The following is a 26,407-nucleotide window of genomic DNA, read 5'->3' on the forward strand; positions in this document are numbered from 1 at the left end:
CGGAGAAGCCGATGTCAACGGATTACGCCCGTTCGAGTGAGGACTGGACCCGCGCCGAGCTGCTCGCGCGCATCGTCACCGAGAGCCGGCGGCACCACGCCGACTACTCGCTCTTCAACCAGGCCATGGCCGACCACGTCGGCCTGCACCCCACCGACATGCAGTGCGTCGCCCTCCTCGGCATGGAGCCCGGCCCGGTCAGCACCGGTGGCATCGCCCGCCTCACCGGCCTGACCTCCGGCTCCGCCACCCGCCTCGTGGACCGCCTGGTCAAGGCCGGCATCGTCGAGCGGCACGCCGACCCGAACGACCGCCGCCGCTCCCTCGTCGCCCTCTCCCCCGCCGCCCGCGACCGGATCGGCGCCGCCTGGGAGACCCCGGGCCGGGCCTTCGGCGCCGTTCTGGCGGGCTACTCCGACTCCGAACTGGCCGTCATCGCCGACTACCTGCACCGCACCGCCGAGGTCGGCCGCACCCAGGCCCAGCGGCTGACCTCGGGCGACGACACCCCCTAGCCCTTCCCGGGGCCCTTCCCAACCGGCCGCTCCGGCGTTAGCGTCCAGCCCAACGGGCAACGGCGCGCGCCGGAGAAACGGGAGGGTCGGCGTGCGGCTGGAGGTTGTCCATGCCCGCACCCATGCCCACACCCGCGCCCGCCCCCGCCGGCTTCCGCAGCGTGCTCGCCCTCGGCGGCCCGGCCCTGCCCGTCCACGGGTTCCTCGCCCGCCTCCCCGCCGCGCTCTGCCCCATCGGGACGCTGCTGCTGATCAACGAGCGCGACGGCATCGGCGACGCCGGGACCATGGCCGCCGCCCTCTGGCTCGGGCAGGCCCTCGGCGGCCCGGTCATCGGCCGGCTCGCCGACCGGCGCGGCCACCGGCCCGTCCTGCTGGCCGCCTGCGCCGCGAACGCCGCCGTGCTCCTCGCCCTCGTCGCCGCCGTCCTCGGCGGACTGCCGCTCGCCGCCCGCATCGCGCTCGCCGTCGCCGCCGGACTCACGACGGCCCAGGTCGGACCGCTGGCCCGGGCCCGGTGGGCGCGGCTGGCCGGAGAGGACAAGGCCCTGGTCGGGTCCGCGCTCTCCTTCGACACCACCCTCGACGAGGTCGGCTTCATGGTGGGGCCCGCGCTGGCCGGGATCCTCGCGGTGACCGTGCACCCCGCGTCGGCGCTGCTCCTCGCGGCCGCCCTGGGGCTGGTGTTCGGAACGCTCTTCGCCGTGCATCCCACGGCGCCGGGGCCGACGGGAGCGGGCGCCGCCGCGCGGGACGGCGTACGGCTGTGGTCTCCGGGGCTCGCGCTGCTGTTCCTCGTGGCCGTCCTGCAGGGCGCCGCGTGGAGCGGGGCCAACACCGGGGTCAACGCGCTCGCCGTGGCGGTCGGTTCCCCCGGGGCCGCCGGGCTCGTGTGGGCCGCCATGGCGGTGACCAGCTCGGTGGCCGGCTTCGTGACCGTGGCCCGGCCCGGGAAGGCCGACCTGACCGTCCGGCTGCGCCGGACCATCGCCGCCCAGGCGCTGCTGACGCTGCCGCTGCTCGCCGTCGGCGGGCTGTGGGGCGCGGCCTTCGCCGTCGCCGGGATCGGACTGGCGGTCGCACCGCACCTGATCGCGCTGTTCGGCCTCGTGGAACGGGCCGGTCCCGCGCGGCGGATGGGCGAGGCCATGACCCTGGCCGGCAGCGGTCTGATCATCGGGCAGGCGCTGGCCGCTGCCGCCTCCGGTCCGCTCGCCGCGGCCTACGGGTACCGGGCGGCCTTCGCCGTGTCGTGCGCGGCCGCGGCCGCCTCCGCGGCGCTGGCGTGGGCGGCCGCCGACCGGGTGCTCGGGCCGCGGCCCGGAGCGGACCCCGCGCCGGACCCGGCGCCGGATCCCGAGCCGCGGCTCAGCCCGGCGAGGACTTCATCGCCGCCAGACCCTTCGCCAGGTCCTCGGCGTTCATCACCGGGCCGACCTCCAGCTCGGCGTTGAACTGCAGGAACAGGTCCTCCATCAGGGACGGCATCTGGGAGCTGTCCTGGAGGTCGAAGACCAGCCAGCAGGACCGGACGCCCTCGTGGAGGCCGAAGTAGGCGGCCTCCGGCTTCACCGTGTCCATGAGCTTCTTGATGGCCGCCGGAAGGGCGCCGCTCTTGATGCCCTCGTTCGTAGCCGCCGTGTCGAAGTGGGCCCTGAGCATGACTCTCATGCGCGGCTCCTTTCCTCACGGCCACCCTGGGCGCGGTTACGGGGGGCGGCAACATCTCCGCCTCCGTCCGGGCGGGGGCTACGCCGTCCGGTTCGCGCAGGGGGTACGGACACCACCACGGATGCGGATCCGCCGGGTCACAGGATCCCCACGTCGTAGAAGAACTGGTAGCGCGTCGGGTCGTCCGGCAGGAACCAGTGGAAGCCCTCCTCCAGGAAGACGGCCACGACGTTCACGGCGATCACCAGCCCCAGGAACCACAGCGCGACCGTCCCCACCGTGCGGTACGGGCCCGGGTCCTGCGCCGGGACCGAGCGGTCCGCGGTGGCGTGGGCGAAGGCCAGGACGATGCCCACGGCGACGACCGAGGCCTGGAAGAGGATCCACGCCCAGACGTAGAGGTGCAGGCCGAACACCTCGCTCCCGTACCCCTTGTCGCCCGGCAGGATGTGCAGCATCGTCTGCCGCCACGAGGCGAACGAGCCTGCGATCACGGCGACCAGGGACAGGCCCCAGCCCATCATGTAGTCGCGTCCGGTCACCGCCCCGTAGGACAGCGCGGTCCGGATGATGTGGGCCGCGCCCATCGCCGCCAGCAGCATGAACATCCGCTGCACGATGCAGAGCGGGCAGGGGTACTCCCACAGGCCGAACTGGTAGAACAGCCCGCCGCACACCACCCCCGTCCAGCCGATGGCGAAGAAGCACGCGAACCAGAACTGCACCCGGCCCAGCAGGCCGCCCTCCGGCTGTGCCTCCGGGAGGAGGCTGGACATCGCGGCCACGGTCAGTAGCTCAAGGTGAGGGCGAGGCCGCTGGTGATGTGGTGCGCCATCAGCAGGATCACGGCGAGGAGCATGAGCCACCAGGCGCCGAGCACGACGAACCGCGGGGCGCCCCGGTACATCGCGATCAGCGTGGCGAGGAGGCCGCCGAAGATGAGGGTGTCCATGGCGCGGACCGTACCGACAGGGGGACATACCGGACACGCGGCGCGCCCCCGCCGCCCCCAGGGTTACGCCGGTCGCCCCGCCGCGTGCCCGCGCCGCTTGCGCCGGCCCCGTCCGGTCCGGGCCGACTCCCCCCGCGCCCGCCCGTCCAGCGCGATCCACACCCGCACCTCGGTGCCGCCGAGCACCGAACGCCCCAGCCGCACGTCCCCGCCCGTCGATTCCGCGACCCGCCGGACGATGTCCAGCCCCAGGCCCGTGGACCCGTCGCGGCCGCCGTCGTTGCCGCGCCGCAGGGCCGCGTCCGGATCGGCGATGCCGCCGCCCGCGTCCGAGACGAGCACGATGACCGCGTCCCCCGCGTCGTGGACGTCCACCGCGAAGGGGGTGCCCTCGGGGGTGTGCCGGAACACGTTGCCCAGCATGGCGTCCAGCGCCGCGGCCAGCTCCGGCCGGGCCACGGGGATCCGTACCGTACGGTCGACCCCGGCGAGCCGCACCTCGCGGCCCTCGTCCTCCGCCAGCGCCGACCAGAACCCCATCCGGTCGCGGATCACCTCGGAGGCGTCGCAGCCGGCCCCGGGCCCCTGCGCGCCGGCCGGGCGCTGCTCGCGGGCGGTACGGATGATCGTGTCGACCTCCCGTTCCAGTTGCTCCACGGCCGCCCGGGTCTGCTCCGCGGCCGGGCCGTCGCCGAGCGAGGCCGCGTTGAGGCGCAGCACCGTCAGCGGGGTCCGCAGCCGGTGCGAGAGGTCGGCGGCCAGCTCCCGCTCGTTGGCCAGGAGTTCCACGACCTGGTCCGCCATCGAGTTGAAGGCGACGGCCGCCGAGCGGAGTTCCTTCGGACCCTCCTCCGGGACCCGCGCTCCGAGCCGCCCCTCGCCCAGCCGGTGCGCCGCGTCCGCGAGCCGCTCGGCCGGTCGCACCAGGCGGGCGCCGAGCCGGTCCGCGACCGCCACCGAGCCCACGACCAGGGCGAGTCCGACGCCCGCCAGCACCACCCAGGCGGTGGCGACGCCATTGCTGACCTCGCTCTCCGGTACGAGGATCTCCACGACGGCGATGTCCCCGGAGCCGAGCGCCACGGGCTGGAGCAGCGCGAAGCCGCCGCCCGCGACCGGGGCCGTCGCGGCCCGCCCGATGCGCCGGACCTCGGAGACGGCGCGCTCGCCGGCCCAGCCGTCGCCGATGTCCACGCGCGGGCTGTCCCCGACGGCCGGCACGTGTACGGCCATCCGCCGGTCGGCGCCCATCTGCGTGGACTCCACGGCCTTGCGCAGCTGCACCGGGTCGGTGGTGATGGACAGCGTCGGCCCGATGGTGGCGGCCTGCCGCTCGGCGTTGGAGAACGCCCGGTCGCTGGCCATCTCCTGGACGACCAGCCCGAGGGGCACGGCGAAGGCCACGACCACCATCACGGTGACCGCGAGGCAGACCTTGACCAGGGCCCACCTCACGCCGGCGGCTCCAGCTTGACCCCGACCCCCCGCAGCGTGTGCAGGTAGCGCGGGCTGGCGGCGGTCTCGCCGAGCTTGCGGCGCAGCCACGACAGGTGGACGTCGATGGTCTGGTCGTCGCCGTACGACTGCTGCCAGACCTCGGCGAGCAGCTCCCGGCGGGCCACGACCACGCCGGGCCGTCCGGCGAGGAAGGCCAGCAGGTCGAACTCCCGCCGCGTGAGGTCCAGTACCGCCCCGTCCAGCTCGGCCTGCCGGCGCAGCGGGTCGATGGCGAGGCCGCCGACGCGCAGGACGCGGGAGGGCGGCTCGGCTCCCGCGGAGGAGCGGGCGCGGCGCAGGACGGCGGCCATCCGGGCGGAGAGGTGTTCCACGGAGAAAGGTTTGGTCAGGTAGTCGTCGGCGCCGTCGTTGAGCAGCCGGACGATCTCCGCCTCGTCGTCGCGGGCGGTCGCGATGATGACGGGCACGTCGGTGATCCCGCGCAGCATCTTGAGCGCCTCGGACCCGTCCAGGTCGGGCAGTCCGAGGTCGAGGATGACCACGTCGAAGCGGTGGTGGGCGACCTCGCGCAGCGCCTCCAGAGCGGTGCCGACGCTGCGCACGGTGTGCGAGGCCTCGGTCAGGTGCCGGATGAGGGCGGAACGTACGAACTGGTCGTCCTCGACCACGAGCACACTAGCCATGGCCCGCACCGTAGCCCATTCGGGGGATGCGGAGGGGTGGCGGGCCAGGTCTGGGACAGGTGGTGCAGGATGTCCCCCGATGCGAAGAGGACTTGTCGGCAGAACGGTCGGCCACGCCGGGGCGTGGCTGCTGGCCACCGGGGCGGCGGTGACGCTGTCGTGGTGGGGCGTGCACACGGTCATGTCGGGCACGGCCTACGATCCGCCGCTCGCGGTGCCGCTGGCCGCGCAGCCCCTCTCCTCCTCCACGCACCGGGCGCAGCCTCCGGAGCCCTCGCCCTCGGCGACGCCGTCCTCCCCGGCGTCGGCGTCCCCGACGCCGTCCTCCCCCTCTCCCTCCGCCAAGTCCTCCGCACCGCCCACCCCCCGGCCACAGCGGCAGGTCCCCCCGGCCGGGAACGTGAAGGCGTACAGCGTCTCGGGGGGCCGGGTCGTCTTCGACCTCGGCGCCACCTCCGCCGAGCTGGTGTCGGCGACCCCGCTGGCCGGCTGGCGGATGCAGGTCTGGAAGCAGCCGTCCTGGATCCGCGTCACCTTCACCCGTGACGGCCGCGAGGTGTCGGTGTTCTGCACCTGGCACGACCACCCGCCGCTGGTGGAGCTCGTCGACCCGTAGGGCCCGTCCTCCGAGCAGGGCCCGTCCTCCGGATGGGGACCGCCGGATACCGTGGCGCCATGAGCACCGGCGCGCGGTACGTGACCGACCTGATCGACGCCTGCGAGCGGTACGCGGACCGGCCCGCCTTCGGGTCCGGATCCTGGGTCCTCACCCAGTCCGAGGTGCTGGCCTGGACGTACCGGCTGGCGGGCGCCCTGGGCGAACTGGGCGTCCGGCGCGGCTCCGGGCTGGCCGTCGTCTCGGCGGGCAATCCGCCCCGGACCCTGCTCGTCCGGCTCGCCGCGCACGTGCTGGGGGCCCGCCTGACGCATGTGTGCGTCGGCCCCGCGACCCACGGGCTCGACCACCTCCTACGGGACTGCGAGCCCGCCCTGATCGTCCACGACACCCCGGTGCCGCCGGGCCCGGCGCCCCGCATCGCCCTGGCCGCACTGCTGGAGTCGGCCTCGGCCCGGGAGGCCCTGCCCGTCGCGGTGGCGGCGCGCGACGAGGACGTGGCCCGGGTGACCTACACGGGCGGTACGACGGGCCGGCCGAAGGGGGTGGCCTCGACCTTCGCCGCGATGGCGGCCCGTACGGCCACCCGCACCGACGCCCCCGCCTCCGCCCCGCTCACCTTCGTGTCGACCGATTCGCTCTCCCAGCGCTCCGGCGGCCGGTGCCTGGAGCAGCTGCGGACCGGCGGCCGCTCCGAGATCCTGCACCCCTTCGGCACCCGGGAGTTCGCCGAGGCCTGCCGGCGGCTCGGGCCCGCGGCCACGTACCTGACGCCCTCGATGCTGTACCGGCTGCTCGACGACCCGGAGACCGCCGACGGCGTACCCGGCCTGGTACGGGTCTCCTACGGCGACTCCCCCGTCCACCCGGAGCGGCTGCGCCGGGCGCTGACCCGGTGGGGTCCGGAGGTGCGCTGGACCCAGGGCTACGGGATGAACGAGGCCGGGGTGCTCACCAGGCTCTCCCCGGCCGACCACGACGCTGCCGCCGCCGGCCGCCCCCACCTGCTCGGCTCCGTCGGCCGTCCGGCGCCCGGGGTGCAGGTCGAGGTACGGGGCTCCGCGCCGGGGGCCACCGGGGAGGTGTGGGTGCGGTCCCCGATGGTGATGGCCGGCTACCGCAACCAGCCCGCCCTGACCGCCGAGGTGCTGCGCGACGGCTGGCTGTGCACCGGGGACGTCGGGCACCTCGACGCCGAGGGGTACCTGTACCTCGACGACCGGGTCAAGGACGTGGTGATGGTGCACGGGGCGAACATCTACTGCGGCCCGATCGAGACGGCCCTGACCCGGCACCCCGCCGTGGCCCGGGCGGCCGTCGTGGGGCGGACGGACCCGCTCACCGGGGAGGCGGTGTGCGCCTTCCTGGTCGCGGCCCCCGGGCACGCCCCGACGGACGCGGTGGCCGCCGAGGCGTGCGCGCTGGTCGCGGCGGAGCTGGCGCCGGGGCAGCGGCCGGCGGCGGTGTTCTGGCTGCCGGAGCTCCCGCTGACGGACCGCGGCAAGCCGGACAAGCGCCGGCTGCGGGAGCTGGCGGCCTCCTAGTGCTGTGACCTCCTAGTGCCGTGACCGCACTAGCCGTTGATGTCGAGGGCCGTCCCGTACAGGCGGGACACCTTCAGCCGGATGACCACGCGGCGCTCGGAGACCAGCTGCTCCAGGAACGCGTCCTCGGCCTCGCGGCCCTGCGGCCTCGCGGCCTCCGGCACCATCGCGAGCAGCTCCCGCCCGACCTCGTCCCCGGGCGCGGTCGTGATGCCGGAGACCTCTGCCTCGCCCTCGGCCACGGCGAAGGACCATATGTCGCCGCCCGGAACGTGCACGGCCACCCGCGGGTCCCGCCGGAGCTGCTTGACCTTGATGCGGTCCGCGGTCGTGGAGAACCGCACGATCCGCGCTTCGGCGTCCCAGCTGTAGAGCATGGTCGTCAGATGCGGATGGCCGCTGCTCTTGTTGGTGGCGAGGGTCCCGAACTGCTGGGTGCCCAGCAGCGCGGAGAGTTCTTCGTCGGACAGGGCGCGGGGAGCCGCGGGCTTCTGAGTCATGCCGCGATCAACTCCCGTGCCCACCTGGGCATTCCACCTCGCCCGACGTCAGCGGAAAACCGACGGCGGGGGCTCCGGCGAGGCCACCGCCGAGGCGTCCGAGACCGGGACGGCGCCGCCCGCGAAGTCGGTGAGGGCGCGGCCGTGTTCGACCCGTCCGGGGTGCGGGTCGCTCGCCACCCGGCGGGTGAACTCCGCGACGGGCAACTCCCGGTCGGCGGCCACCAGCACGGCGTTGCCGAAGCGTTTCCCCCGCCACACCACGGGGTCGGCGGCCAGCGCCAGTTCCGCGAACCGGGACGCGGCCGTGGCGATCTGGCCCCGCAGGTGGGAGAGCGGCGGACCGTCCGCGAGGTTCGCCACGTACCAGCCGCCCGGCGCCAGGGCCCGGCGTACGTCGTCCAGGAACTCGGCGCTCGTCAGGTGCGCCGGGGTGCGGGCCCCGCTGAACACGTCGGCGATCACCAGGTCGGCCCAGCCGTCCGGGACCTTCGCCAGCCCGGCCCGGGCGTCGACCGCGCGGACCCGGACCCGCGCCTGCGGGTCCAGCGGCAGGTGTTCCCGTACGAAGGCCACGAGCCCGGCGTCGATCTCGACGATCTGCTGCGTCGAGCGGGGGCGGGAGGCGGCCGTGTAGCGCGCGAGGGTGAAGGCGCCGCCGCCGAGGTGCAGCACGTTCAGGGGCTGGCGGGCGGGGGCGAAGAGGTCGATCAGATGGCCGATCCGGCGCTGGTAGGAGAAGTCCAGGTGTCCGGGGTCGTCCAGGTCCACGTGGGACTGCGGGGCTCCGTCGATCAGCAGGGTCCAGGCGCGCGCACGCTCCCGGTCGGGCTCCAGCGCGGCGTGGCCGCCGTCCACCTGCCCGGCCGGTGCCTCGGCGGTCTCGCGCCCGCGCCGCTTGTCACTGCCCTTGTCGGTGCTCTTGCCCTTGCCCTTGCTCGCCACACCCTCATTATGGCTGGTCAGGGCCCGACAGCACCTAGCGGCAGTTGTCCGCGGCCTCGATCAGGCGGGCCGCCTCGCCGAGCGCCGCCCGCAGCACCTCGGGGTCGGTGACCGGCCCGACGGCCTCCGGCGGCAGCAGCCAGCCGGTGTCGCCCGCGGTGGGCGAGGTGTCGCCGAAGCACATGCCGCGCCCGTTGGTGTGCGTACAGGCGCTGCCCGGGAGGTCCCACCGGTCGGCGGTCCCGGGCGGGACGAGGAAGCCGAGGGTGCTGCCCGAGCCGTCGTGCAGGACCGGGCCGACGCCGCCCGCGCGGCTGGCCTGGCCGGCGGCCCGCTGGATGATGTCGACGGCCTCCAGGCCCTGCCGGGTGGGCACGGTGACCAGGTCCGGGGCGCCCAGACCGAGGGAGGCCCCGGCGGCCGCGAAGGGAGCTCCCGCCGTCAGGGGCGCTCCGGGCTCGGGCGCGGTGTTCGTGTCCGTGCTCTCCATGCCGCCCTCCACCAAGGGAACCCCTCCTCGATCCGCGTACGAGCCTCGCGGGAGCGGTCGGGGAAGCCCGCGGGCTTCCTCCCACTCCGCATGGGTTCAACGCACGGGAACGTCAACAGGTTCGGTGGCAAGACGCTGCAAAGGATGGCAGTTCATGGCGGATCGCGGGTGAGATATCCGTTTTGTAGCCAAACACCGGGTCAACCCTCCGCCGCTGGCGGTACGTTCATGCCCGCCGGGCAGCACGGTCACACAGGCATCACCCACAGCCCCACAGTCACCGGCAGCGCGATCCCTTGCCCCAGAGAGGCCACGTCCATGGCGGCGTCCCCCCACTCACCCAACACCCCCTTCCGGCGGCTGCGCGGTCAGCATTCCCCGGCCGAGTTCGCCGCGCTGGTGCGCAGGGCGGCCAAGGAAATCGGAGAAACGGTTTCCTGCGACGCCCGCTACATCGGCCGGGTCGAGTCCGGCGAGATCCGCTGCCCCAACTACGCCTACGAGCGGGTCTTCCTCCACATGTTCCCCGGCCGCACCCTCGCCGACCTGGGATTCTCCCCCCGCGAGACGGTACGGGGCCGGCTGGCGCAGCGCGAACAGGCAGCGCCCTTCGGCTCCTTCGGCCCGCGCCCCCACCCCACCGGCTCCCCCGCCCCTTCGCGTTCCAAGGAGAGCGACGTGCTGCGTCGCGCGTTCATGGCGGGGGGTTCCGCCACCGTGGCGGCCGCGACCCTCAGCCTCACCCTGCTCGGCGACACCCGCCGGCTCCCCTCCCGCGCCGGCGAGTCCGAGGCGGCCGCCGTCGAGGACGCCGTACGCCAGATCCGGCTGCTGGACGACCGGCACGGCGCCGACGCCCTGTACCGGCGGGCCGCGGAACCCCTGCGCACCGCCTACGCGCTGCTCGACGCCGGGGCGACCCGGCAGTCCACCGAGGACCGGCTGCACGCGGGCGCGGGCGAGCTGGCCATCTCGGTGGGGTGGCTCGCGCACGACTCGGGCCGGTTCGACGACGCCCGCTCGCACTACGCGGAGGCGCTCGCCACGGCCCGGGTCTCCGGGGACTCCGGTCTGGAGGCGCACGCCTTCAGCAACATGGCCTTCCTCGCCCGGGACTGCGGGCGCCCCCGCGAATCGGTACGGGCCGCCCAGGCGGGCCGCCGCGCAGCCCGCGCGCTCGGTTCCCCGCGGCTGCTGTCGCTGCTCGCCCTGCGGGAGGCCGGCGGCTGGGCGGGGCTGTCTGACCGCAAGGCCTGCGAGGAGGCGCTGACCCGGGCGCACACGGAGTTCTCGCGCGGTGAGGCGGGGGCGGACCCCGAGTGGATGTCCTTCTTCGGCGAGGCCGAGCTCGAATCCCTGGAGTCCCGCTGCTGGGCCGCGCTCGGGGAGCACGCCCGGGCCGCCCGGCACGCACGCCGGGCGGCGGACCTCCAGGATCCGCACTTCGCCCGCAACGTCGCCCTCTACACGGCGGAGCTGGCCGACAACCTGGCCCACGCGGGCGCCCCCGACGAGGCCGCCTGGGCGGGCGGGCGGGTGCTGGAGCTGCTGGGCGAGGTCCAGTCGACCCGGATCCAGTCGATGCTGGCGGCGACGGCCCGCACGCTGGTTCCGCACCAGCGCTCCCCGCGCGTGGGCTCGTTCCTCGCCAGGCACGCCTCGGCCTGACCCTCCGGGGGGGGCGGCCGGGGAGGGCGGGGCGCGCTGCGCCCGAGCCCCCGGGGCTCCGCCCCGGACCCCGCTCCTCAAACGCCGGAGGGGCTGGATTTGGCCGGCGTCAGCCGCACGTGCGGCGCCGCCGGCTACGCGTCCAGGTGCCCCGTGTCGTTCCAGCGTTCCAGCGCGGGGGCCCCGTACGCCCAGCCGAGGACCGACAGGGAGGTCGGGTCCAGGCGGATGCGGGCGCCGAAGGAGGCCTCGAAGCCGAGCCAGCGGGCGGCCAGGGTGCGCAGGATGTGGCCGTGCGCGAAGACGAGGACGTCGCGTTCGGCCGAGCGGGCCCAGGTGACGACCTCGTCCGCGCGGGCCGAGACCTCGGCGACGGACTCGCCGCCCGGGACCCCGTCGCGCCAGATCAGCCAGCCGGGCCGGATCGCCTGGATCTCGGCCGGGGTCATGCCCTCGTAGTCGCCGTAGTCCCACTCCATCAGCGTGTCCCACGGCTCGGCCTGGATGCCGAAGCCGGCGAGGTCGCAGCTCTCGCTCGCCCGGACCAGGGGGCTGGTGCGCACCTCCAGGCCGCGCAGGCTCGCCCACGGGTCGCGGGCGAGGCGCTCGCCGAGCAGCTTCGCGCCGCGCTTCCCCTCCTCCAGCAGGGGCACGTCCGTGCGCCCGGTGTGCTTGCCGAGCTGGGACCACGCCGTCTGGCCGTGGCGGGCCAAGAGGATGCGGGGGGCCATATGAGTTCTCCCGGTCGAGGGGGCGAGATGGGCGGAGCATCAGCATCGACGGCCCCGACCATTCGCACGGCTTTGCGGGGTTTCCGTCGCCGCTCCATCATCCATCAGGTGAACGCCACGCAACCCTTGAGTCTTCACGCACGTCATACGCCGTATGACTAATAGGCGGCAGCCTCCGCGATGGTGGGCAGAACTGCTGCTCCTGGGACTCGTCTACGGGGCGTACTCGGGCGGCAGACTCCTGGCCCGGGGTGACGTCGGGCTGGCGGTGGAGCACGGGCTCGCGATCCTGCGCGTGGAAGAGCTCCTGGCCCTCGATCTGGAGCGGCCGCTCAACCGGCTCTTCACCGGCCAAGCGGTCCTCGGCATACCCGCCGACTTCGTCTACGCCTCGCTGCACTACCTCGTCACCCCCGCGGTGCTGGTCTGGCTCTACCGGAGCCGCCCCCAGCAGTATCGTTTCGCCCGCACCTGGCTGATGGCCTCCACCCTCCTCGGACTCGTCGGCTTCGCCCTCGTGCCCACCTGCCCGCCCCGGCTGCTCGACGCCTCCTACGGGTTCACCGACACGATGGCCCACTACAGCGCCTACGGCTGGTGGGGCGCGGAGGCCAGCGCGCCGCGCGGGCTCGGCTCCTTCACCAACCAGTTCGCGGCCATGCCCAGCCTGCACGTGGGCTGGGCCCTGTGGTGCGGGGTCCTGCTGTGGTGCTGCGCGCGGCGGCCGCTGGTCCGGACGCTCGGGGCCGCGTATCCCGCCGTCACCACCGTCGTGGTCATGGGCACGGCCAACCACTACTTCCTCGACGCCGTCGCCGGGGCCGCCGTGATGGGGGCCGGCTACCTCGCGGCCCGCGCCCTGCCCGCCGGGATCACCGGGCCAGGCGGGATCACCGGGCCCGACCGGATCGCGGGGCCCGAACGGGTCTCCGCACCCGCCGCTTCCTCCCCGCAAGCCACCCGAACAGCCGGTTTCCGCGGTAAGTCCACGATTGTCAGTGGCGGATGGGAGACTTCCGCGGGTGAGCTCCTACCTGTCCAGCGGTCAGCCGACGACGCCCCAGACTCCCCCGAGGACGCTGCGGCAACGGCTCGCTGACCTGCGCGGCCCCGCCGTCGCGCCGCGCCCGCTCGACGCCCGCGCGCTGGCGGCCCTCGCCGCCAACCCCGGCTGCGGCAGACGCGCCCTGCTCGACGGCGCCGGCGTGGACAAGACGGGCCTCGCGGCGGCCCTCGGCTCCCCCGCGCCCTTCGGGCAGTCGCAGTTCGCCATCGTGCGCGGCAACTCCTTCGAGGCCAAGGTCAAGGGAGACGGCGGGGCCGAGCTCCTGCGGCTGGTGTACGAGCACCTCGGCGCGGGGCCGGGAGGCGCGGCGGGATCCGGCGGCACGTCCGCCGCGCCCGGGCCGGACGCCCTCACCCCCGACCTCACCGCCGCCGGCCCCCAGGGCCGCGCCGCCCGCACCGCGCTCGCCCTGCGCGAGGCGACCGCCGCCGGGGCCTGGACCCTGCTCGACCACCCCATGCTCGCGCTGGAGGTGGCCGGCACCCCCGCCTACCTCGAGCCGGACGCCGTCGTCGTGCACCCCGACGGGCGCTGGACCGTGGTGGAGATCAAGTCCTTCCCGATGATCGACGGCTCGGCCGACGCCGCGAAGGTGGGCGCCGCCGCCCGCCAGGCCGCCGTCTACGTCCTGGCCCTGGAGGCGACCGCGGCGAAGGTGGCCGGCGCCGAGGTCGGGCACACCGTGCTGCTCGTCTGCCCCAAGGACTTCTCCAACCTGCCCACCGCCGCCCCGGTCGACATCCGCCGCGAGCGCTCGGTGACCCGGCGCCAGCTGGAGCGACTCACCCGGGTCGAGGAGCTGGCCGGGGCCCTGCCCGAAGGCCTCACCTTCGATCCGGCGTGCTCCGCCGAGGAGCTGACCGAGGCCGTCTCGGCCGTGTCCGCCGCCTACGCCCCCGAGTGCCTGGCCGCCTGCGAGCTGGCCTTCCACTGCCGGGACCGGGCGCGCGCGGCCGGCGAGGTGACCGCGCTCGGCCGCTCCGTACGGGGCGAGCTGGGCGGGCTGACCACGGTCGAGGCGGCCCTCGCGGCAGCGGCCGGACACCCCGACGGCGCTGCCCCCGCCGCCGACCTGGCCTTCGAGGACCCCACCGCGGCCGCGCTGCGGTACGCCGCCCGGCTGCGCGCCGAGGCACTGGAGCAAGCTCCTGCCCGCATCCGCCCGGAGGCCGTCGAATGTCCCTGCTGAACACCCTGGCCCGGCTGGAGGCCGTCCGCGCCGGGCGGGCCCAGCCGCTGGCGACCGTACGGCACCGGCATCTCGGCGAGCAGCCGCTGGTCTTCGTACCGCTGACGACGGCGGGTGAGGCCGGGGCACCGCTGGGTGCGATGTTCGGCACCGATCCGCAGGACCCGCGGATCCTGGTCGTGCCGCAGCCGCGCGACCGGGACATGCGCTGGGAGTTCCTGGCCGAGCTCGCCCGGAACCTGGTGCCGTACATCGACGGGTACGCGGACGCCGTCGAGCCGGTGGAGCGCACCGAGACCGACCCGGAGACGGGCAAGCGGGTCAAGGTGGAGGCCGAGCTCTGCCTGGACGCGCCGCAGCTGATCGTGCCGAGCCGCGCGGGCATCGAGTACGTCCGGCTGCTGGGGCGGTCCATGCGGTTCCGGCGGACCGCCGAGGAGGACCCCGAGAACCCGTATCCGGCGCCCGCGCAGGTCCCGCTGCTGGGCCGCTGGTTCACCCACTTCGCCGAGCGCTCTCGGGTACCGGGGTCCTCGCTGCTGCTGTCGGCCACGGACCTGCTGTCGCGGCACTGGGCGACCGGGCAGAGCAATCTGGAGGACCAGCACCTGCAGGCGCTGCTGGCGTGGATCGACCCGCCCGAGGGGGCCTCCGGCGCCGAGCTGGCGCTGCGGGCCGAGCTCGGCCGGGACGAGCACGGCCAGTTGCTGCTCCCTCCGGCCGGTCCGGCCACCGATCCGGCCTTCGACAACAAGCTGCTGGCCCCGGCGATCGCGAAGTTCGACGCGGCGCGCATGACCGAGCCCAGGGACGGTGACGGTCCGCGGTTCGCCGAGCGGGCGGTCCGCCGGCTGGTCGTGGACCAGATGCAGAGCACCTGGTGGGCGGTGTGGCACGCGCTGGACCTGCTCCGCGAACTGCCCGTCGGACAGCGGGCCGAGGACCGCTGGACCGGTGACCGCTGGTCGTACACCGGCCACCGGGACCGGGTCCGGGCGGGCGAGGGCCCGCAGCCGCGCCGCGACGACGCGGTGACGGCCGCGCGCAAGCTCGCGGCGCGGGAGACCGAGCAGGTGCGGCTCGACGCCCAGGAGGCGCTGGACGACCCGCTGGTGATGGCGGGGCGGCGGCTCTCCGGCGAGGCCTTCGCCGGCGAGGTCACCGAAGTGGTCATGGAGTGGACGGAGTCGAAGCGGCCGAGCCCGCGCCCGCTGGTGTGGGTGGCCACGGAGGACCGGCCGCAGCTCACGGAGGACGGCGAGGGCGGTACTGGCCCCAAGGTGTACCGCTCCCTCGACGGGCGCCCGCAGAGCGCGCAGTTCGTGCGCCGGGAGGAGGACGGCCGGCTCGTGCTGCGCGTCCTCGACAAGATGGGCCGCGGCAAGGACCCGGAGCCGGGCTCGGTGCCGGAGAAGGGCGACCGGGTGTGCTGGACGCTGTTCGAGCACGATGCGCGCGGCGGCCCGAAGCTGCCGGACCCCGAGCAGACGCCGTGGACCCACGGCGGTCCGCCCGCGCACCTGACCGGTGGCGCCCCCGCGCTGCCGCTGCCCGACCCCGTGACCGCCGAGGACCTGCTGTGAGCACCGCAAGCACCGCTTTCGATCCGGGCGCGGCCGCCGGCCGGGCCACCGACGCCATCCTGCGCGACACCCTGCACGGCGGGGCCCGGGGCGTGGTCGTCGATTCCCCGCCCGGGGCCGGGAAGTCCACCCTGGTGGTGCGGGCGGCCCGGGACCTGGCGGCTGCGGGCCGCCGGCTGATGGTGGTCGCGCAGACGAACGCCCAGGTCGACGACCTGGTGCTGCGGCTGCACGCGAAGGAGCCGGAGCTGAAGGTGGGCCGGCTGCACAGCAGCGAGGGCGACGCCTACGATCCGGCCCTGCGCGAGCTGGACTCGGTGGTGCTGTCGGCGAAGCCGGGGGATCTCGCGGGGCTGCCCATCACCATCTCGACGGCGGCCAAGTGGGCGTGGGTCAAGGACGTGGAGCCCTGGGAGCACGCCATCGTGGACGAGGCGTACCAGATGCGGTCGGACGCGCTGCTGGCGGTGGCCGGGCTGTTCGACCGGGCGCTGTTCGTGGGCGACCCGGGGCAGCTGGACCCGTTCAGCGTGGTCGGCGCCGAGCAGTGGGCGGGCCTGTCCTACGATCCTTCGGCCTCGGCGGTGTCCACCCTCCTCGCGCACAACCCGGACCTGCCGCAGCACCGGCTGCCCGTGTCCTGGCGGCTGCCGGCTTCGGCCGCGCCGCTGGTCTCCCGCGCCTTCTACCCGTACACGCGGTTCCGCAGCGGTACGGGCCCGGGCGAGCGGCGGATGTCCTACGGGGTCGCGGGCGACGGCTCGGGCCCCGACCGGGTGCTGGACGAGGCCGCCGAGTCGGGGTGGGGGCTCCTCGAACTGCCGGCCCGGCACACCCCGCGCACCGACCCGGAGGCGGTGCGGGCGGTGGCCCTGGTGGTGCGCCGGGCGCTGGACCGGGGTGCGGTGACGGAGGACGAGCAGGCGGGCGGCCCGTCCCCGCTGACGGCGGACCGGATCGCGGTGGGCACCGCGCACCGGGACCAGGCGGCGGCGGTCCGCTCGGCGCTGTCCGCGCTCGGGGTCACGGGGGTCACCGTGGACACGGCCAACCGGCTCCAGGGCCGCGAGTACGACCTCACGGTGGTCCTGCACCCCCTGTCGGGCCGCCCCGACGCGACCGCCTTCCACCTGGAGACGGGCCGGCTGTGCGTCCTCGCCTCCCGGCACCGGCACGCCTGCGTGGTGGTGGCCCGGGCGGGGATAGCGGAGCTCCTGGACGCCCACCCGTCCTCGGACCCGGTGCAGCTGGGCGTGACGATGAAGTTCCCCGACGGCTGGGAGGCCAACCACTCGGTCCTGGCCCACCTGGCCGAACACCGGGTGGTCTGGCGGCCCTAGGCCGTCTCTCGGCAGCCCGGCTCAGCGGGTCTTGCGCTCCACGCCGAGGCGGGTGCGGAGCAGCTCGCCCACCTCCGCGAAGGTGCGCAGCTGATCCGGGGTCAGGATGTCGATGAGGTGGCGGCGCACCGATTCCACGTGGAGCGGGGCGGCCGTCATGATCGTGGTGACGCCCTGCTCGGTGAGCACCACCTCGGCGCCGCGCCCGTCGTCGGGCACCTCTTCGCGGCGGACGATTCCGCGCTGCTCCATCCGGGTGAGCTGGTGGGAGAGCCGGCTGCGGGACCACTGCATGAGGACGGCGAGGGCGCTGATGCGCATGCGGTGGCCGTCGGTGGAGCCGAGGACGGACAGCACGTCGTAGTCGGCTTCGGAGAGCCCGCTGTCCTGGGTCAGATCCCGCGCGATATCGGCGTTGACCAGCGGGAACATCCGCCGCCAGGCGTACCAGGCCTGCTGTTCGGGCTCGCTGAGCCAGCGCGGCGCGCTCTCACTCTCGTTCGCGGTCATGGTCGAAGTCTAGACCGGTACGTGACACGTCACCTATCTGGTTGACACGTCACCCATCCCTGCGCTCTCATAGGTGACACGTCAACAAAACTGTCCCGGACGCGAGGAGCCCGCCATGAACCCCCGCCCGATCCGCCTGCACGTCATCTCCGCCTCCGTCCGCCCCACCTCCGCCGCCCGCCCTCTGGCCCGCTGGGCCGCGGCCCAGGCCGACGAGCAGGGGCGCTTCGAGGTCACCCCCGTCGATCTCGCCGAGATCGCCCTGCCCTTCCTGGACGAGCCGGAGTACGCCTCCACCGGGATCTACGCCCACCCCCACACCCGCGCATGGAGCGCCCTGGTCGACTCCGCCGACGCCTTCCTCTTCGTGCTGCCGATGTACAACGGCGGTTTCACCGCCCCCTTCAAGAACGCCGTCGACTTCCTCTACCGCGAATGGCAGGGCAAGCCCGCCGGGCTGCTCTCCTACAGCGACGGCGGCTCCGGCGGCGCCCCGGCCGGCCGGATGCTGCGCCCGGTGCTGCAGGCCGTCGGCATGGTGCCCACCGGGGCCTCGGTGGCCGTCCCGGGGATCGCCGGGCTGGTCGCGACGGGGGCCTTCCGGGCCCCGGAGGGCGTCACGGACGAGCTGGCGGCCGTACTGGACGAGCTCGCGGCCCTCGCGAGGACGCCGGTCTGCGCCTGACGGGCCCGGTCAGCGTGTGACGGGCCCGGCCGACCCGTGACGGGCCCCGGTCAGCGCGCGAGGAGCGCCCCGCTCAGGTGGTCGTACGCGGCGTGCGCGTGCAGCCGTACGCCCGTGATCAGGGCGGCGTCGTCGGCGTAGAAGGCGGGGTGGTGGTTGCCCACCAGGCCCCGGCCGCCGGGGACGGGCACCGGTTCGCCGCTCGCCGGGTCCAGGGCGGTGTCCTGGACGCCGAGCATCACGTACAGCCCGCCGAAGCGGGTGATGAACTCGGATACGTCGTCGTAGCCGAGCGTCCCGCCGACCTCCACCACCCGGTCCGCGCCCGCGACCCGGCGCAGGGTGGGCAGCGCGGCCTCGACCCAGGCCGGGTCGTTGCGCACCGCGGGCACGTCCTGGAGCAGTTCTACGGTCGCGGAGGCCCCGTAGGCCCCGGCCGTGTGCTCGGCCAGCGCGGTCAGCCGGGCTTTGACCTCGGGCATGTCCCGCTCCTCGGCGCAGCGGATCGTGCCCCAGAGAGTGACCGTTTCGCCGATGACGTTGTACCGGCCGACGTCCTCGATGTGGCCGATGGAGACCGTCACCGGGGAGAACGCCGAGACCTGGCGGTAGAGCTGGCCGATCCCGGTCAGCAGCGCCCCGACCGCGGGCATCGGGTCGACCCCGTACCAGGGCGACGAGGCGTGGGCCTGGCGGCCGGTGACGGTGACGCGGACCAGGCAGGAGGCCCCGTACATCGGGCCGGACTTGTAGCCCACCCAGCCCTTGGGGTGCGGGGTGACGTGCATACCGAAGGCCATGGTGGGGACGGGATCGGCGAAGGCCCCCTCGGCCACCATCAGCCGCGCCCCGCCCTCCTCGTCGACGGGCGGGCCCTCCTCGGCGGGCTGGAACACGAACAGCACGGTTCCGGGCAGCCGTTCCCGTACCCGTACGTCGGCCAGTGCGCGCGCCGCTCCGAGGAGCATCGCGGTGTGGCAGTCGTGGCCGCAGGCGTGCGAGGCCCCGCCGGTGGCGGCGAACTTCGCCCCGCAGCGGTCGGGGACGGGCAGTGCGTCGATGTCGGCCCGCAGCGCCGCCACCCGGTCCCCGGGCAGGCCGCCGCGCAGCACCCCGACCACCCCGTGCCCGGCGATGCCGGTCCGCACCTCGTCCAGCCCGAACCCGGCGAGCTCCCGCGCCACCAGCCGCGCGGTGGCGGCCTCACGGTTGGGCAGCTCCGGATTGCGGTGCAGATGACGGCGCCAGCCGATCACCTGCTCGATGCCCTCGTCACAGAGCCGGTCCAGCTCCTCGTGCACACCTTTGGCCATACGTACGTTCTAGCCCACGCACCGGGACCCTCGGGCGCCCTTGCGCGAAGCTGGACAATGGACGGTGGCCAGAGAGCTTTCCGGCACGGAAGCTTCCCCCACGTCCAGCAGGAGGACACGCATGGCAGAGCCCGAGCGGACCGCGCGGAGGCTGCGGCCCGCGCAGTTGCTCTTCGAGCCGTCGGAGACCGTCACGGACCCGGAGCACTTCTTCGACCTCGAGTCGATCGAGGACCCCCGGGAGCTGCTGGCCCGGGCGACGGAGCTGACCCTGGCCTTCCGCGCCGCGCAGGAGCGGGCGGTGGAGTTCCAGGCGGTGGCGGCGGCGCAGCTCGCGGATCCCCGGCGGTTCGACCGGCTGCCGGCGGCGGCGATCGCGGAGCAGGCGGAGTGGACCGAGGACTACGCCCGCAAGATGATCGAGTTCGGCGAGTCCCTGCTGCGCGGAACCGCCCCCGAGGGCGCCTGAGGACACGCCCGGCCGCACCCTCCGGTCTACGCGACCCTGGCATATGCGGGGCGCAACATACCCCAGTCCCACCCACCCTGTCCCGGTTTCCCGTAACTCCCGGAGATCGGTCCGCTACCCCGGGTAGACCTGGGCATATGACGACGATGACCGGCTGCCCCGCGCTCGACCCGCGGACGACGACCGCTTCCGCGACCCACGTCACCCCGGCCGGCGCCGCCTGGCTGGCCTCGGCCTCCGCCCGGCCCGCCGGCACGCTGGCGGCCTGGCAGGCCCGGCCCACCGCGCCCGCCGTGCTGCCCTGCGGGACCGCCTTCGACGTCGTCAACGTCCCCCTCGTCCTCGGCCGCCGGATGCTCGACCTGCTCTGGGCCGAGGGCCCCGGCTCCGGGCCGGCCGCCGTGCACCGCGGGCGGACCCTGCTCTTCGCGGCCCCCGGCACCGCCCACCGGCTGCCGGCCCTGCTGGCCTGGGAGGAGTGGAGCACCCCCGTGCCCGCCCCGCTCTGCCACGGCCCCGGCGACGCCGTCACCGTGCCCCCGCTGACCGCCGACGGGGGACCCTCGCGGTGGCTCGTGGCCCCCGACACCCGGCTGCCGTGGCTCCCCGGGCCGGAGGCTCTGCTGTGGGCGTTCGTCCGTGCCACCCGAGCTGCGGATATCGATTTTTCCGATCGCCGGTCGGGGTGCTAATGTCTTCCTCGTCACCAAGCGCCGCTAGCTCAGTTGGTTAGAGCAGCTGACTCTTAATCAGCGGGTCCGGGGTTCGAGTCCCTGGCGGCGCACAGACGGAGAAAGGCCCCCACACAAGTGGGGGCCTTTTTCGTGTCCGGGATCCAGCCTTGACCTCAACCTTGGTTGACGTACGAGAGTCGTGTCATCGAACGGCGAGACGGTGAGACGGGGAGATTCCGATGACACAGCCCACGATTCTGGTGACCGGCGCGACCGGGAAGGTCGGCGGCTCGGTCGTCGCCCAACTGCACGCGGCGGGCGTGCCCGTACGGGCGCTCGTGCGCGGGGAGTCGGACTTCCCGGAGGGCGTGCGGGCCGTGCGCGGCGATCTCGGTGATCCCGCGTCGCTGGGCGCGGCTCTGGAGGGCGTCGACGCGGTCTTCCTGGTGTGGCCCTTCCTGAGCCCCGAGGGCGCGTCGGACGTGATCGACGCGATCGCGAAGCACGCCCGGCGGGTGGTGTACCTGTCGTCCGCCGGGGTGGGGAACGAGCAGGAGGAGCCGGGCGAGGCGATCACCGTGTTCCACACGGAGCTGGAGCGGCTGGTCGAGGCCTCGGGGCTGGAGTGGACGGCGCTGCGGCCCACCGGGTTCGCGAGCAACACGCTGGGCTGGGCGGAGGAGGTCCGCACCACCGGTGCGGTGCGGGCGCCGCTGGCGGCGCTGGCCCGTCCGCTGATCCACGAGGCGGACATCGCCGCGGTCGCCGTCCGGGCGCTGACGACCGACGCCCTGCTCGGCGCCCGCCCCCTGATCACCGGGCCCGAACTGGTCACCCAGGAACAGCAGGCGGCCCTCATCGGGGAGGCGATCGGGCGACCGGTGCGGTTCGAGGAGATCACCCTGGACGAGGCCGCCGAGCAGATGAGGGCCTCGGGCTACCCGGCGGAGCTGGTGGCGGCCGTACTGCCGGGCCAGGCGCGGCTGCTCGCCGATCCGGAGCCGGTCACCGGTGAAGTGGAGCGCATCACCGGCGCCCCGGCCCGGCCCTTCCGCGCATGGGCGGTGGACCACGCGGCGGACTTCCACAGCCCTTCCGGCCCGCCCGCCGGATCCGCTACCGCGTGATCTTCACCGTGTACGCGCCCGACTGCGTGCGGTCCGCCACCTCCACGGTGATGCCCTCGCCGGGGACGGTGAAGGTCTCCCCCACCTCCAGCGGGGCGTCCGCCAGCGGCGGGTACACGGAGCGGTCCCAGCAGGCCTCGGTGTCGGGGTGCGCGTCCACGACCTCGATCGGCCCGCCGCCGGAGGCCGCCTCGTTGCGGACCCGGTAGACGAGGACCCCCTCGGTGCAGGTGTCCCCGTCGTTGCCGGCGGAGCCCCGCGCCTCGATGGCGATCGCGCTGCCGGGCCCCGTACGGACCACCGCGAGGCGGGTGCCGCCCGTGCCGCCCGGGCGCGGGGCCTCGGACAGCGGCTGGAGGGTGTGCAGGGAGGAGCCGGTTCCCACGCAGTCCACCTGGGAGGCGTCCAGCCAGCCGAGCTTCCACTTCTGCCAGGCGAAGAGGTCCGGGGCCATGCCGAACTGGCTGCCCATGACGTCCCAGTCCCCGACGTACGTGTCCCAGTCGCCCTTGCCGTCGGAGGGCCGGTGGTAGAGGTCGGGCAGGTCGAAGACGTGCCCGGTCTCGTGGGCCAGCACGTTGCGGTCCGGCGGGTGCTTCTCGAAGACCGTGACGATGCGGCGCAGGTCGGCGCCGTCGGCCCGGATCGGCTGCTCGAAGTTGACGACCTTGGTGGCGTCGGAGTCCACGCCCGGCGCGTCCGGGTCGGCGACGAAGTAGACGACGTCGTACCGGCTGAAGTCCACCGACGGATCGGCGCCGGCCACCGCGTCGCGGAGGTAGGCGGCCCGGTCGGCCGGGGCCCAGTCGCGCTGTATCCCGTAGGCGGCGGACGGCTTCGGCATCTGGATCCACTGCTTCTGCGGGTGCGGGACCAGCCGGAAGCGGCCGTAGGAGGCCCGCTCGAAGAACTCGCTGGTCGCCGGGAAGTAGTCGGCGGTGAGCTGCTCGGTGGTGAGGGTGGTGCGGTGGTCGGGGAAGGAGAGGAAGACCATGACCGCGTTCAGGGTGCGCTCGGGCTTGGGGTAGGCGCCGTTCCAGCTGTCCAGGCCCAGGGAGTGGTGGGCCGCGGTACGGGTCAGCGCGCAGGGTCCGGCTCCGGGATCGGCGACCGCGGGGCCCGCGACGAGCGACATGGCGGCGAGCGCCGTCAGGGAAGTGAGCGCCGCCGCCGTGGTTCGCATGCGGGAGCGGTCCACTCCCCCGGGTGTCTGCTGTCGCGGCACATCGACCTCCGGTGGTGGATTAGTACCTGTTCATCCACCTTGAGGCGATTGTCTTATTAATGCCCTGTTCCGCTGCCCCACACGAGTGAGCACTAGGGCAAGCCAGTGACGCCGGGTTTCGCACACGTGCCTACGGAAAGTCACGACCGATCAGGTCGGGTCAGCGGTGGGCGTCGCATGCTCACAGCCGCGCAGAAACGGTCATTCGCCGTCAGGGCGACGATCCGTCATCACGCCGAACTCCCGCGTCCCGCACGGCGTCGCCGCTGGATAGGGCCGTCCGGGAGCCTCTATGATCGGCACACTTTCCTGCACGGACACTCACACGCACTGCGGGAGCCAACGGTGAGCGGAACCCCAGATGGAACCGGTTCGGCGGCCGACAGCATCCGACCGGCCATGACGCAGCGTCACCCAGCGACGTCGGCGGCGACGGCAACCCCGGAGCGCGCGGACCACCGCGCCGACCACCAGGCCGACTACCGGGCCGCCTTCAACGCGGCCCACCTCCCCATGGCCGTCGTCGACCGCACCGGCCACATCGCCGGAGCCAACCACGCCCTCGCCGCCCTCCTCGGCTCCGAGCCGCACCTGCTCGCCGGGCAGTCCGCCGCCGACCTGGTGGACCTGGCCTCCGAGGCCCGGACCTGGCACGCCTACCAGGAGGTGCTGCGCGGCCGGCAGGCCCGGCTCCGCTGCACCCGCCGCCTCAAGCACCCCGACGGGCACTCCCTGTGGACCGAGATCACCCTCGGCCCGGTCCCCGGCACCGACGCCGGTGACGTCCTGCTCTCCGTCGCCGACATCAGCGACCGCCGCGACCTCCAGGCCCGGCTGCGCCACCTCGAGATGCACGATCCTGTGACCCGGCTGCCCAACCGGGCCCTGTTCTTCGAGCGGCTCTCCGCCGCCCTGGAGGCCTCCTCGTACGGGCAGAGCGGCACGGGCCGGATCGGGCTGTGCTACCTGGACCTCGACGGGTTCAAGGCCGTCAACGACACCCTGGGCCACCGGGTCGGCGACCGGCTGCTGACCGCCGTCGCCCAGCGGCTCACCCAGTGCGCCGACCAGTCCGGCTACGGGCGCACCGGCGGCCACCTGGTGGCCCGGCTCGGCGGCGACGAGTTCGCCCTGCTGGTCGAGGAGTCCACCGGCACCGAGCAGCTCGCGGACCTGGCGCGCAGCGTCCTGGCCGCCGTACAGGAGCCCTTCGACCTGGCCGGTCAGCGGCTGGCGGTCTCCGCGTCCATCGGGGTGGTGGAGCGGGCGGCGGCCGGCACCTCGGCGACCGGCCTGATGCAAGCCGCGGACACGACGCTCTACTGGGCCAAGGCGGACGGCAAGGCCCGCTGGACCCTCTTCGACCCGGAGCGCAACGCCCACCGCATGACCCGCCAGGCCCTGTCCTCCACGCTCCGCCCGGCCGTGGAGCGCGGCGAGTTCACGGTGGAGTACCAGCCGCTGGTGGACCTGGAGAGCGGGGCGGTGCGCGGGGTGGAGGCCCTGGTCCGCTGGAACCACCCGCAGTTCGGCACGCTGACGCCGAATCGGTTCATCGGAATTGCCGAAGAGGACGGATCCATCGTCCAGTTGGGCCGCTGGGTGCTGCGGACCGCCTGCCGGCAGGCCCGGCGCTGGCAGATCGAGCAGCCCAGCGACTCCCCCGTCTTCGTCTCCGTCAACGTGGCCGTACGCCAGGTCTGGGACTCCGACCTCGTCGGCGACGTCGCCGAGATCCTGGCCGAGACCGGCCTCGCACCCCAGCTCCTCCAGCTCGAACTGACGGAGTCCGCCGTCATGGGCTCGGCGGGCCGCCCGCTCCAGGCCCTCCAGGCCCTGAGCGACATGGGGGTGCGGATCGCCATCGACGACTTCGGCACCGGCTACTCGAACCTCGCCTACCTCAGCCGCCTGCCCGTCTCCGTCCTCAAACTGGACGGCTCCTTCGTCCGCGGCTTCCGCTACGAGGAGGGCTCCCACCCGAACCCGGCCGACGAGACCATCGTCGAAGCCCTGGTCCAGCTCGCACACCGGCTGGGCCTGACGGTCACCGCCGAATGCGTGGAGACCGCCGGCCAGGCGGCCCGCCTGCGGCGCGTCGGCTGCGACACCGGCCAGGGCTGGCTCTACTCCCGCGCGGTGGCCCCGGAGGTCATCGCCGACATCATCGGCCGACAGCTGGCTGCCGCCGCGGGTGCAGGTACGAACCCCGGGCAGCCGGAGGGGCCCGCCCCGCACCCGGAGATCTGAGTCAGAGACTCCGCACGAAGGCGCCGAAGGCCTCCGGCGCGATGGTGAAGGCGGGGCCGTCGGGCCGCTTGGAGTCGCGGACGGCGACCCGGCAGGGCTGGGCGGCGATCTCGACGCACTCGCCTCCGGTGGTCCCGCTGTACGAAGCCTTGCGCCAGGCGACGGTGCCGAGGGGGGCACACTCGACGCACTCGCCGCCGGTGTTGCCGCTGTAGCTCGACTTACGCCACGCCGCGTTGGTCAGGTTTCGGCTGGTGCCCATAGCGTTCCTCCATTACGCGGATGATCAATGCCGCCGATTCCTCCACTGAGAGAGCAGCGGCCTGCAGGTGAGCGTAACGAAGCGCGGCTTCCTTCACCGTGTCTGGGTTGGCGGTCATGCGCCCGGAAATGAGGTCCTCCGAGTAGACGATGTCCGGATCACCGTCGAACCTCATCGCGGTGAACGAGCCGATAAGACTTGCGTGTTCACCGGCCGAGAACGGCAGGACCTGAATCCTGACCCAGCGCCTACCCCGGAAGCTCAAGAGATGATCGAGCTGCTCCCTCATGACGTCCCGGCCGCCGATCGGCCGGTAGAGGGCGGCTTCATCCAGCACTACCCACGCCATGGGCGGACGGACCCGGTCCAGGAGCCTCTGGCGTTCCAGGCGGGCTGCGACCAGATCGTCCAGGTCATCCGGTAGACCCGTGGCCAGTACGGCGCGTGCGTATCGGGGTGTCTGCAAGAGCCCGTAGACCAACTGAGCCTGATACGTGGAGATGAATGCCGCCCTCGCCTCCATCTCCGCGTACGCCTGGAACCAGTGCGGCAGCTGGCTGCGTAGGACCAGACCCACCAGGCGGGAGAAGTGCCCGTCCGTGCCCAGCGCAGCGTCGAGCCGCTCGGAGAAGTCCCGGGTCGGCACCCGTTTCCTGTTCTCGATCATGCCGATCAGCGAGCCCGTGCAGTAGATGATGTCGCCCAGCTGCTGCTGCTTCAGCCCGGCCGCTTCCCGTAGGCGGCACAGCTCGTAGGCGTAGTAATCCAGCGGCGAGGCGCTGGGATCGAGAGCGCGGATGTTGACCATGGGCGGTCCCCCCATGTGAACGCGTGCGGATCCACTCGTTGCCGAGCGTAGCGACCACCACACGCTCCGGTACGGGGAATCCGGCAACCCGGATGTCCATCCGGCTGGCACCCGTTCGCACGGGGCGCACGCC

General features: G+C 74.0%; 27 protein-coding genes, 1 tRNA gene and 1 pseudogene. 15 read left to right on the forward strand and 14 right to left on the reverse strand.

Translation table 11 applies throughout. From position 1 onward, the window contains the following. Nucleotides 1-11: 11 nt before the first annotated feature. The gene (locus NLX94_RS14915) at nucleotides 12-515 is read left to right on the forward strand and encodes a MarR family winged helix-turn-helix transcriptional regulator (RefSeq protein ID WP_254383191.1); all 504 of its coding nucleotides are present in this window, start codon (nucleotides 12-14) and stop codon (nucleotides 513-515) included. A gap of 110 nt (nucleotides 516-625) precedes the next feature. Continuing rightward, nucleotides 626-1,969: an MFS transporter gene (locus NLX94_RS14920; RefSeq protein WP_254383192.1), complete on the forward strand. Its 1,344-nt coding sequence runs from the start codon at nucleotides 626-628 to the stop codon at nucleotides 1,967-1,969. Here the strand turns inward: NLX94_RS14920 and NLX94_RS14925 are convergent. The 5 genes from NLX94_RS14925 to NLX94_RS14945 form a co-directional block, all read right to left on the reverse strand. Next, entirely contained in the window at nucleotides 1,884-2,186 is a 303-nt protein-coding gene (locus tag NLX94_RS14925) for a hypothetical protein (RefSeq protein ID WP_254383193.1), read from the reverse strand. The two genes, NLX94_RS14920 and NLX94_RS14925, sit on opposite strands and share 86 nt — an antisense overlap. 137 nt (nucleotides 2,187-2,323) lie before the next feature. Continuing rightward, nucleotides 2,324-2,962, reverse strand: coding sequence for a disulfide bond formation protein B (locus NLX94_RS14930; RefSeq protein WP_254383194.1), 639 nt, complete (start codon nucleotides 2,960-2,962; stop codon nucleotides 2,324-2,326). An 11-nt stretch (nucleotides 2,963-2,973) separates the two neighbouring features. Beyond that, a complete protein-coding gene (locus NLX94_RS14935) occupies nucleotides 2,974-3,138 on the reverse strand; it encodes a DUF5993 family protein (protein ID WP_254383195.1) in 165 nt (54 codons plus the stop codon). 63 nt (nucleotides 3,139-3,201) lie between these two features. Further along, a complete protein-coding gene (locus NLX94_RS14940; protein WP_254383196.1) occupies nucleotides 3,202-4,593 on the reverse strand; it encodes a HAMP domain-containing sensor histidine kinase in 1,392 nt (463 codons plus the stop codon). Further along, nucleotides 4,590-5,279 (reverse strand): response regulator transcription factor, encoded by a 690-nt coding sequence (locus NLX94_RS14945; RefSeq protein ID WP_254383197.1) that lies wholly within the window; start codon nucleotides 5,277-5,279, stop codon nucleotides 4,590-4,592. Before NLX94_RS14945 ends, NLX94_RS14940 begins: the two co-directional genes overlap by 4 nt. Nucleotides 5,280-5,358: 79 nt before the next feature. Here NLX94_RS14945 and NLX94_RS14950 point away from each other — a divergent pair, with 79 nt between their 5' ends. Both NLX94_RS14950 and NLX94_RS14955 read left to right on the forward strand, forming a co-directional pair. Continuing rightward, nucleotides 5,359-5,895, forward strand: a complete 537-nt coding sequence (locus tag NLX94_RS14950; protein WP_254383198.1) for a hypothetical protein — start codon at nucleotides 5,359-5,361, stop codon at nucleotides 5,893-5,895. A 59-nt stretch (nucleotides 5,896-5,954) separates the two neighbouring features. After that, nucleotides 5,955-7,439 (forward strand): class I adenylate-forming enzyme family protein, encoded by a 1,485-nt coding sequence (locus NLX94_RS14955; RefSeq protein ID WP_254383199.1) that lies wholly within the window; start codon nucleotides 5,955-5,957, stop codon nucleotides 7,437-7,439. 29 nt (nucleotides 7,440-7,468) lie between these two features. Here NLX94_RS14955 and NLX94_RS14960 read toward each other — a convergent pair whose 3' ends face one another. From NLX94_RS14960 to NLX94_RS14970, 3 genes are read right to left on the reverse strand one after another with little or no spacing between them, the layout of a single operon-like run. Then, on the reverse strand, nucleotides 7,469-7,939 hold the full coding sequence (locus NLX94_RS14960; protein ID WP_254383200.1) for a pyridoxamine 5'-phosphate oxidase family protein: 471 nt from the start codon (nucleotides 7,937-7,939) through the stop codon (nucleotides 7,469-7,471). Nucleotides 7,940-7,987: 48 nt separating this feature from the next. Further along, a complete protein-coding gene (locus NLX94_RS14965; RefSeq protein WP_374683950.1) occupies nucleotides 7,988-8,884 on the reverse strand; it encodes a spermidine synthase in 897 nt (298 codons plus the stop codon). A 34-nt stretch (nucleotides 8,885-8,918) separates the two neighbouring features. Further along, a complete protein-coding gene (locus tag NLX94_RS14970; protein WP_254383201.1) occupies nucleotides 8,919-9,374 on the reverse strand; it encodes a hypothetical protein in 456 nt (151 codons plus the stop codon). A gap of 318 nt (nucleotides 9,375-9,692) precedes the next feature. Between NLX94_RS14970 and NLX94_RS14975 the strand changes: the two genes are divergently transcribed. Beyond that, entirely contained in the window at nucleotides 9,693-11,042 is a 1,350-nt protein-coding gene (locus NLX94_RS14975) for a tetratricopeptide repeat protein (RefSeq protein ID WP_254383202.1), read from the forward strand. A gap of 134 nt (nucleotides 11,043-11,176) precedes the next feature. Here the strand turns inward: NLX94_RS14975 and NLX94_RS14980 are convergent, their stop codons facing one another. Next, nucleotides 11,177-11,773, reverse strand: a complete 597-nt coding sequence (locus tag NLX94_RS14980) for a histidine phosphatase family protein (RefSeq protein WP_254383203.1) — start codon at nucleotides 11,771-11,773, stop codon at nucleotides 11,177-11,179. Between the two features lie 154 nt (nucleotides 11,774-11,927). On the opposite strand from NLX94_RS14980, the gene NLX94_RS14985 reads away from it, so the two are divergent. From NLX94_RS14985 to NLX94_RS15000, 4 genes are read left to right on the forward strand one after another with little or no spacing between them, the layout of a single operon-like run. Continuing rightward, the gene (locus tag NLX94_RS14985) at nucleotides 11,928-12,872 is read left to right on the forward strand and encodes a phosphatase PAP2 family protein (RefSeq protein WP_254383204.1); all 945 of its coding nucleotides are present in this window, start codon (nucleotides 11,928-11,930) and stop codon (nucleotides 12,870-12,872) included. Beyond that, nucleotides 12,796-14,028, forward strand: coding sequence for a hypothetical protein (locus NLX94_RS14990; RefSeq protein WP_254383205.1), 1,233 nt, complete (start codon nucleotides 12,796-12,798; stop codon nucleotides 14,026-14,028). Before NLX94_RS14985 ends, NLX94_RS14990 begins: the two co-directional genes overlap by 77 nt. Further along, nucleotides 14,016-15,611, forward strand: a complete 1,596-nt coding sequence (locus tag NLX94_RS14995) for a hypothetical protein (protein ID WP_254383206.1) — start codon at nucleotides 14,016-14,018, stop codon at nucleotides 15,609-15,611. Before NLX94_RS14990 ends, NLX94_RS14995 begins: the two co-directional genes overlap by 13 nt. Continuing rightward, nucleotides 15,608-16,951, forward strand: coding sequence for an AAA domain-containing protein (locus NLX94_RS15000; RefSeq protein ID WP_254383207.1), 1,344 nt, complete (start codon nucleotides 15,608-15,610; stop codon nucleotides 16,949-16,951). The genes NLX94_RS14995 and NLX94_RS15000 overlap by 4 nt, the downstream gene beginning before the upstream one ends. Before the next feature lie 21 nt (nucleotides 16,952-16,972). On the opposite strand, the gene NLX94_RS15005 is transcribed toward NLX94_RS15000, so the two are convergent. Continuing rightward, the gene (locus tag NLX94_RS15005; protein WP_254383208.1) at nucleotides 16,973-17,461 is read right to left on the reverse strand and encodes a MarR family winged helix-turn-helix transcriptional regulator; all 489 of its coding nucleotides are present in this window, start codon (nucleotides 17,459-17,461) and stop codon (nucleotides 16,973-16,975) included. A gap of 115 nt (nucleotides 17,462-17,576) precedes the next feature. Between NLX94_RS15005 and NLX94_RS15010 the strand changes: the two genes are divergently transcribed. After that, nucleotides 17,577-18,146, forward strand: coding sequence for an NADPH-dependent FMN reductase (locus NLX94_RS15010; protein ID WP_254383209.1), 570 nt, complete (start codon nucleotides 17,577-17,579; stop codon nucleotides 18,144-18,146). A 50-nt stretch (nucleotides 18,147-18,196) separates the two neighbouring features. Here the strand turns inward: NLX94_RS15010 and NLX94_RS15015 are convergent, their stop codons facing one another. Continuing rightward, nucleotides 18,197-19,459 (reverse strand): M20 family metallopeptidase, encoded by a 1,263-nt coding sequence (locus NLX94_RS15015; RefSeq protein ID WP_254383210.1) that lies wholly within the window; start codon nucleotides 19,457-19,459, stop codon nucleotides 18,197-18,199. Nucleotides 19,460-19,580: 121 nt separating this feature from the next. On the opposite strand from NLX94_RS15015, the gene NLX94_RS15020 reads away from it, so the two are divergent. The 4 genes and pseudogenes from NLX94_RS15020 to NLX94_RS15035 all read left to right on the forward strand — a co-directional run bounded on the left by NLX94_RS15020 (nucleotide 19,581) and on the right by NLX94_RS15035 (nucleotide 21,729). Continuing rightward, on the forward strand, nucleotides 19,581-19,928 hold the full coding sequence (locus NLX94_RS15020; RefSeq protein WP_254383211.1) for a hypothetical protein: 348 nt from the start codon (nucleotides 19,581-19,583) through the stop codon (nucleotides 19,926-19,928). A 146-nt stretch (nucleotides 19,929-20,074) separates the two neighbouring features. Continuing rightward, nucleotides 20,075-20,648: pseudogene (locus NLX94_RS15025) on the forward strand (bifunctional DNA primase/polymerase). Then, nucleotides 20,639-20,712, forward strand: a tRNA-Lys gene (locus NLX94_RS15030). The pseudogene NLX94_RS15025 and the gene NLX94_RS15030 overlap by 10 nt, the downstream one beginning before the upstream one ends. A 129-nt stretch (nucleotides 20,713-20,841) precedes the next feature. Then, nucleotides 20,842-21,729, forward strand: coding sequence for an NAD(P)H-binding protein (locus tag NLX94_RS15035; RefSeq protein ID WP_254383212.1), 888 nt, complete (start codon nucleotides 20,842-20,844; stop codon nucleotides 21,727-21,729). Here the strand turns inward: NLX94_RS15035 and NLX94_RS15040 are convergent. Beyond that, nucleotides 21,719-22,912 carry a M6 family metalloprotease domain-containing protein gene (locus NLX94_RS15040; RefSeq protein ID WP_302169419.1) on the reverse strand — a complete coding sequence of 398 codons (1,194 nt, stop codon included), beginning with the start codon at nucleotides 22,910-22,912 and terminating at the stop codon, nucleotides 21,719-21,721. The genes NLX94_RS15035 and NLX94_RS15040 overlap by 11 nt on opposite strands. A 387-nt stretch (nucleotides 22,913-23,299) precedes the next feature. On the opposite strand from NLX94_RS15040, the gene NLX94_RS15045 reads away from it, so the two are divergent. Then, entirely contained in the window at nucleotides 23,300-25,204 is a 1,905-nt protein-coding gene (locus tag NLX94_RS15045; RefSeq protein ID WP_374683951.1) for a putative bifunctional diguanylate cyclase/phosphodiesterase, read from the forward strand. Between the two features lies 1 nt (nucleotide 25,205). Here the strand turns inward: NLX94_RS15045 and NLX94_RS15050 are convergent, their stop codons facing one another. Further along, entirely contained in the window at nucleotides 25,206-25,466 is a 261-nt protein-coding gene (locus NLX94_RS15050; protein ID WP_254383215.1) for a DUF397 domain-containing protein, read from the reverse strand. Further along, nucleotides 25,426-26,274, reverse strand: a complete 849-nt coding sequence (locus NLX94_RS15055; RefSeq protein WP_254383216.1) for a helix-turn-helix transcriptional regulator — start codon at nucleotides 26,272-26,274, stop codon at nucleotides 25,426-25,428. The genes NLX94_RS15050 and NLX94_RS15055 overlap by 41 nt, the downstream gene beginning before the upstream one ends. Between the last annotated feature and the right edge of the window lie 133 nt (nucleotides 26,275-26,407).

The organism is Streptomyces sp. TBY4 (genome assembly GCF_024213195.1).
GTDB lineage: Bacteria > Actinomycetota > Actinomycetes > Streptomycetales > Streptomycetaceae > Streptomyces.